Annotated in this window: 4 protein-coding genes and 1 pseudogene; 1 reads left to right on the top strand and 4 read right to left on the bottom strand. The window is 53.6% G+C overall.

Annotation, left to right across the window (positions count from 1 at the left end):
- The first annotated feature begins 543 nt into the window (after nt 1-543).
- Complete coding sequence (locus AACS24_RS19600; RefSeq protein WP_146181435.1) at nt 544-1,950, top strand: hypothetical protein; 1,407 nt, start codon at nt 544-546, stop codon at nt 1,948-1,950.
- Nucleotides 1,951-2,157: 207 nt separating this feature from the next.
- Here the strand turns inward: AACS24_RS19600 and AACS24_RS19595 are convergent.
- From AACS24_RS19595 to thrB, 4 genes and pseudogenes are all read right to left on the bottom strand, one after another.
- Nucleotides 2,158-2,565 (bottom strand): annotated as a pseudogene (locus tag AACS24_RS19595) (threonine synthase); the annotation flags it as partial.
- 54 nt (nt 2,566-2,619) lie between these two features.
- Nucleotides 2,620-4,188, bottom strand: a complete 1,569-nt coding sequence (locus AACS24_RS19590) for an ATP-binding cassette domain-containing protein (protein ID WP_108571727.1) — start codon at nt 4,186-4,188, stop codon at nt 2,620-2,622.
- Nucleotides 4,189-4,560: 372 nt separating this feature from the next.
- Nucleotides 4,561-5,835, bottom strand: a complete 1,275-nt coding sequence (gene thrC, locus AACS24_RS19585) for a threonine synthase (protein WP_108571726.1) — start codon at nt 5,833-5,835, stop codon at nt 4,561-4,563.
- Nucleotides 5,832-6,800 (bottom strand): homoserine kinase, encoded by a 969-nt coding sequence (thrB, locus tag AACS24_RS19580; RefSeq protein ID WP_108571725.1) that lies wholly within the window; start codon nt 6,798-6,800, stop codon nt 5,832-5,834. The genes thrC and thrB overlap by 4 nt, the downstream gene beginning before the upstream one ends.
- Nucleotides 6,801-6,818: the final 18 nt, after the last annotated feature.

Raw genomic sequence — 6,818 nt, 5'->3', positions numbered from 1 at the left:
CCCCCACCACCCCCTATAAAATCAAGGGCCATGAGAATCCTGCGCTCGGCCAGTGCGATTTTTTGAGCCAGCGCAAAAAATCAGTTTTTACTGACACTTACGTCATTTTTTGACTGGTGCGACCAGATTCGATTGGCTTAACATAGCCATCCGGTGCCTATTCATCTGCGATGGGCTGCAGCCCTCGCAGGTTAATGGAGCATATTGGAAGCTGTAATCCACGGGCGGTAGCGTGGGTTTTGAACAATGATTGATGAAGTTCGTAGGCTGGTGCTGAGTGTAGCGAAGTCCAACAGATGGAAGAGATGATTTCCAAAATACGATAAAAATCGTGGCAATAGATAATCAACAACCTACTTTAGCTTTCTCGGTAAACGTCAGGCAACATGACTTACCCTAACACATGAGACATTAAAGCCAACAGTTCAAAATTCAAAATTCAAAATTCAAAATTCAAAATTCAAAATTCAAAATTCAAAATTCAAAATTCAAAATTCAAAATTCAATTATTAAACATTTTGTTATACAAGGTAATAAAAAATCATGATTTGTTTCTCAACCGAGTTCCCAATCAATAATGAATCATCTGTAGAAGATGTATTAACTATTGCAAGAAAATGGATAGCTGATAGTAGACACTCAAAAATAAAACATCATGATTTTGATCCTACCATTAGAAAAACTGAAGCAAGTATCAGGATTAATAATGAACACGTCACAACTGGATATGCGGCATTTGACGACTATGAAATTAGTGGATTGCGCTATACAAAGCTTGAAAAAGGAGGTGTTGAGTGGACAAGCACTATTGTCGCCTCTCAAACACCTCACGAACACCTTGTTAGCATTCAAATCAGTTGTGAAACAATTCGAACATCCAGCTCTCTTCCCGCCCCTAAAAAACCTGTGCTTATAAAACAAATTCTTCGTCATATTGGCGGTGGTAAAGATGGATTACTTGATATTTCCAATAAACCTACATTATTAAAGGTAGGTGAAGAAGATATTGCAGCCAGTTATATAAATGGACATGGAAACAACACTCTACCCATTGTTTACATTAGTGCAAATTTCGATAATGAATATGATATAGAAATTAACAATTTTGCAGATAAGCTATCTGGATTAGCTCATGTTGTTGTTGAACCAGATAGAAATTTTTCCATTAAGCTAAAGGATTTGTGTGCATCAAGAAATGTATATGGCGGTACCATCGGCGTTTATTGGCCTGATAGCATCGCGAGAAAATCATTTTTCTTATCACAAGCACAAAATGATCCGATTCAGCTTTCTAGCTTAATAGAAAATGATATTAGAGTTGCGCTATCTAATCGGAGACAAAGAACTTATTGTACCTGGTTACATCTAAAAGAATGCATATCAAAACACAACTATAACGAATTAAAAAGAACTGGTTCGACAGAAATCAATGATTACATATCAGCATTTGATAAAGATATTGCAGCTAAACAAGAAAAAATAGACTCTGCAGAAACAGAGATCTTGCGATTACAAGCAGAGTTGAGTCGAATAAATGCAGAGAAGTTTTCAAGAGAAGAAGGTATCTTATCATATGGTGAGGAACAAGATTTATACCCATATGAGATTCGAAACTTTGTCGTCGACACATTAGAAAGACAACTACAAAACTCGATAAGAGAATCTCGGCGGTATCATATTTTACATGATTTGATAAAAGCAAATAAGACTGAAGGTATAGCCAGCAATCTAAAGGAAGAGATTAAGTCAATATTCAAGTCTTATGTAGAAATGGATGCTAAGACTAAAAGTCATTTAACAAGAATTGGATTTGATATATCCGAAGAAGGGAAACATTATAAGATTGTTTTTCACCAAGATGGTAGATATACCTTTTCAGTATCCAAAACTAGTAGTGACTCACGAGCAGGAAAAAATCTTGCCAGCGATATAAATAAAAAAATTTTTTAATATAAAAATCTTGGACCCCCTCTTTCTGAACCAACTCTAATTTGGTTGGCTATCACTCAGAGTCCTGGTTATAACGCCCCCCCCTAAACTTACGGCAAGGAAAGTGATGCGTTACTGACTGATTAAGGCAAGATCATCATCGCATGCAGCCACAAAAAACCCCGTTCTTTGCAAAAAGGCGGGGTTTTGTATTTCCGGTTCAACCCATTACCCCACCAAAAACGCCCTTAACCGGGCAAACTCTGCTGGCAAATTAACGGAGAGCAGCGGCAGCTCAGCATGCTTGGCCAGCGGGCCGGGCAGCGGCACATCGAGATGCAGGATCTCGTCCACCGACTCCTTGAACTTGGCGGGATGAGCGGTGCAGAGGAACACCCCCACTTCGTCCTCGGCCAGCTGTTCCCCCAGCAGATCCCAGGCAATGGCGCCATGGGGTTCGCACAGTTAATCCAGCTGGTGCAGGTGTTTCAGCGCATCTCGGGTCTGGGCATCGTCACGCATGCCAGAACCCAAAGTCTCCAGCGCCCAGCCCTTGCGACGGCAGAGCTCTTCTACCCGCGGCCAGTTGTTGGGGCGGCTGACATCCATGGCGTTCGACAGCGTCGCCACTGTCTGGAACAGCAAATCTAGGACATCCACCTCCTTGACGCGCCGTTGCTGGTTCGCAGGTTAGCTCCCCTCCCCCTCCAACCAATACTCCCGCTCAATCCCCACACCCGCAACAAAGTAGGGATCGTGGGAGACCAACAGCAGAGTGCCCGGGTAATCGGCCAGTACCTGTGTGAGCAGCTGGCGCGAGGCATGATCCAGATGGTTGTCCGGTTCATCGAGCAACAACAGGTCGGGCTGTTGCGCCAACACCATAAGCAAACCCAGTTTTAGCCGCTCGCCACCGCTCAGACCATGACAGGGCTGTAAGGCGCGATCGCCACGCAGGGCAATCCCCGCCAGCCGGGTTCTCGCATCACTCTCGGCCAGTTTCGGCGCTACGGTCAGCAGGTTGGCAAGCGGGCTGAGGTCTCGCGCAATCAGGCTGAGCCCCTGATCGAGGCAGACCATCCGGCCATTGATACGAAAAGTGCCGAAATCGGGCGCCAGCTCCCCGCGCAGCATCTGCAGCAGACTCGATTTGCCGCTGCCGTTGCAACCACTTAGCCGGCAGCGTTCACCCCGCTGCAGTACCAGCGTGACTGGCTGACCATACCAACGCGGGTGACAGGCATCCGTGATCACCAGCGGCTGGGCCGCCCCCTTGCTCTCGCTCCCCGCAGGCCACTGCATAACCAGTGGTTGCACCGCAGCCAACGCAGCTGTCGCCTGGGCTCTGGCATCCGCCTGCGCACTGTGGCACCGCTCGTGGCGATCCAGCACCTTGCCTAGGGATTTGCCTGCCTGCTCCTTTTTAAAATCAAGCACCACCTTGGCCTGAGAGCCGCGCTCGCGCCGCCCCTGACCGGCCCGTCTGGCCGCTTGCTCGCGCACCTTTTGCAGCGCCTGCACCGCAGCTTTTTCATTGCGCACGGCCTGTGTCAACCGGGCAGTGCGGGCCGCCTGCTCGTGGGCCTGCTGGGCGAGATAATCCGCAAACGACAGCTCGGCACGTTGCAGCCCCGCCTCACCGAGCTCAAAGATCAGGGTCGCCTGATTAAGCAGACGCCGATCGTGGCTCACCAGCAGATAGCCACCACGATGGCTGGCTAATTGCTGGCTCAGCCAGTCGATGCCAGCGGCATCAAGGTGATTGTCCGGCTCATCGAGCAACAGAAAGTGATCCGGATTAGCGAACAGGGCCAACAAGCGCAAGCGGCAAAGCTGGCCCCCGCTTAACCGATCGAGCGGCTGGTGAGCATCCAGCGCCAAACCGGCCTGAGCCAACAGGGCGGCAAGATCACTGCGCAAGGACCAGCGCTCCGCCAGCAGATCGAAATCACGCTCATCCGTGCTGCCCTGCTCAATCCGCTCAAGGGCGCGTAGCGGCTCTCCCCAACCGATAAAGTCGCCAACGCTGCGCTCCCCTTCTGGCACAAACTGGGACAACCAGCCGATGGGCCTGTGCCACTCAATCTTGCCTGCGACCGGACGGCGCTGGCCCGCCAGTAGTTCGAGCAGCAGGCTCTTGCCGATGCCATTGCGACCAAGCAGGGTTGCACCCGCAGTGGGTAGAGAAAAGGTAAGGGGCTGAGTGCAACCACCGAAGGGCAGCTGCAACTGTTTGATATGACATGCAATATGGGTCATCTGAACTCCTTTGGGCCGATGCCGGAGCAACAGACCAAGAGCCATAGCCAAATGACAGGGACACGTGTCCACGGATTGGAAAAACAAAGAGGAATCAGCATCAACCTGTCACGGTAAGACGCACCCAATCTCCCGAGCGGGAGAGAAATCAAAAGCGGGGTGCGGACAGGTTAAATGCGCATCGGAGGAGGTACTCTCTAAACAAACGAGCCATGACGGTAATCCAGAGCACAGGCGAGTGTCAACTTTTCCCCGTGCCCTTGTGTGGCTGATAGTTGGCTGCTGAGCGGCGGATACACGCCTGTTCCTGCAATAAAAAATCCCCCGTTACCGGGGGATTTTTATTTCTATCGGTTATCTCAGCTCGGCGGCTTAACCCACCAAAAACGCCCTTAACCGGGCAAACTCCGCAGGCAAATTAACAGAGAGCAGCGGCAACTCGGCGTGCTTGGCCAGCGGGCCGGGCAGCGGCACATCCAGATGCAGGATCTCGTCCACCGACTCCTTGAACTTGGCAGGATGGGCGGTGCAGAGGAAGACCCCCACTTCATCTTCGGCCAGCTGTTCACTCAACAGATCCCAGGCAATGGCGCCGTGGGGTTCACAGAGGTAATCCAGCTGGTGCAGCCGTTTAAGGGCAGCGCGGGTCTGGGCATCGTCACGCATGCCAGAACCCAGGGTCTCCAGCGCCCAGCCCTTGCGACGGCACAGCTCTTCTACCCGTGGCCAGTTGTTGGGGCGGCTCACATCCATGGCATTCGACAGGGTGGCCACTGTCTGGTGCGGCTCCCACTGACCGGTTTTCAGGTAGCGCGGCACGGTGTCGTTGGCGTTGGTAGCGGCGATAAAGCGCTTCACCGGCAGCCCCAGCGCCTTGGCGATCAGGCCCGCGGTGAGGTTGCCGAAGTTGCCGGACGGCACGCTGATCACCACCTTGGCACGATCGGCTTTCGGCAGCTGGGCTACCGCTTCGAAGTAGTAGCAAACCTGCGCCAGCAGACGGCTGATATTGATGGAGTTGGCGGAGTTGAGGCCAATGGCCTTTTTCAGCGCCTCGTCGTCAAAGGCCTGTTTTACCAGAGCCTGACAGGCATCGAAGTCGCCGTCGATGGCGATGGTGCGGATATTGCCGCCGAGGGTGCAGAAGAGCTTCTCCTGCAAGGGGCTGATCTTGCCCTTGGGATAGAGGATCACCACCTCGATCCCCTCCAGCCCGTAGAAGGCGTGGGCCACGGCGGCGCCGGTGTCGCCGGAGGTGGCGGTAAGGATAGTGATCTTGTCGTTGGTTCTGAAAGCCGCGAGGCACTGGGCCATAAAGCGGCCGCCGAAATCCTTGAATGCCAGGGTCGGGCCATGGAACAGTTCGAGGGCATAGGTGCCGTCTTTGATTTTCACCAGCGGCGCCGGGAAGGTGAAAGCGGCGTTGATTAGCTCGCTCACTTTCGCTGCGGGCACTTCATCCCCCAGCAGGTGGCTCAGGATGCGGGCAGAGCGTTCGGCCAGCGGCAGATCCAGCAGGGCATCCACATCGGCCAGCGGTTCGAGTTGTTCTGGGAAGAAGAGCCCCTGTTCGCGACCCAAGCCCTGACGCACCGCCTGCGCGAAGCTCACCTGTTCGCTGTTGTCCTTGATGTTGTAGAGATTCATAGCTCGCTTCCTGTTACCCGTGCCCCGGCCATGTCCAGTTTGCAGACCCGGGCAAATCCATCTTCGTTCTGCACGAAATGTGCTTCCATCCAATCTTTCATCCGCTCGGCCTGCGCCAGATCCTTCATCACCACAAACACGGTGGGGCCTGAACCGGAGATGCCGGTAGCCAGCGCCCCGTTCTGGGCCGCCTGCGCCCGCACCTCGGCAAAGCCTTCGATCAGCGCCGCGCGGTAGGGCTCGGCAATCACGTCTTTCAAGACGCTCGCCGCCAGCCCCTCCTGCCCGGTGTAGCTGGCGTGGACAAAGGCAGCCAGGCGGCGGCCATAGGTGAGGCAATCCTGACGGCGATATTGGGCCGGCAAAATGGCGCGGGCCGCGGCTGTGGAGACCACGGTACCCGGGTAGCAGACCACCCAGTACCACTGATCGAACACCGGAATCCCCTGACTGATAACGCCGTGCTCTTCCAGCACCAGCTGCATACCGCCGAGATAACAGGGGGCCACGTTGTCGTAGTGAACGGAGCCGGATATCTTGCCTTCCATCTCCCCCATCAGCAGCAGCATGTCGTGCTCATTGAGGGGCGCGCCGTGAAAAGCGTTGAGCCCTTCAAGGGCCGCCACCACGCTGCAAGCACTCGACCCCAGACCCGAGCCCACCGGCAGGTTCTTCTCCAGCACCATTTCAAGCTGCTTGAGACCGAGGCCGCGCTTCTCCAGCGCCTCGCCATAGGCGACCCAGCAGTCATGGAGAATATTCTTTTTCGGATCGTCCGGCAGCTTGTGGGCGTAGCGGCCCACAGAGGACAGCGCAAAAGGCACGTCAGCCGCTTTTACCTGCACCCGATCGCCGAGCAGAGAGCCATCCACGGGGGCGAGCGCCGCCCCCAGTACATCGAATCCCACGCTCAGGTTGGCGCTGGAGGCGGGTGCATAGGCGACGACGCTGCCGCCGTCCGTCATACAAGAGGGGTACATGTC

Source organism: Aeromonas sp. HMWF016 (genome assembly GCF_963878195.1).
Lineage (GTDB): Bacteria > Pseudomonadota > Gammaproteobacteria > Enterobacterales > Aeromonadaceae > Aeromonas > Aeromonas lacus.
The sequence above is the reverse complement of the archived record's forward strand: the minus strand, read 5'-3'. Positions and strand labels throughout refer to the sequence as shown.

What these genes read in the sequence shown, in the direction of transcription:
- AACS24_RS19600 (WP_146181435.1), top strand. Translation starts at nt 544, where the DNA reads ATGATTTGTTTCTCAACCGAGTTCCCAATCAATAATGAATCATCTGTA.
- AACS24_RS19590 (WP_108571727.1), bottom strand. Translation starts at nt 4,188, where the DNA reads ATGACCCATATTGCATGTCATATCAAACAGTTGCAGCTGCCCTTCGGT.
- thrC (WP_108571726.1), bottom strand. Translation starts at nt 5,835, where the DNA reads ATGAATCTCTACAACATCAAGGACAACAGCGAACAGGTGAGCTTCGCG.
- thrB (WP_108571725.1), bottom strand. Translation starts at nt 6,800, where the DNA reads ATGACGGACGGCGGCAGCGTCGTCGCCTATGCACCCGCCTCCAGCGCC.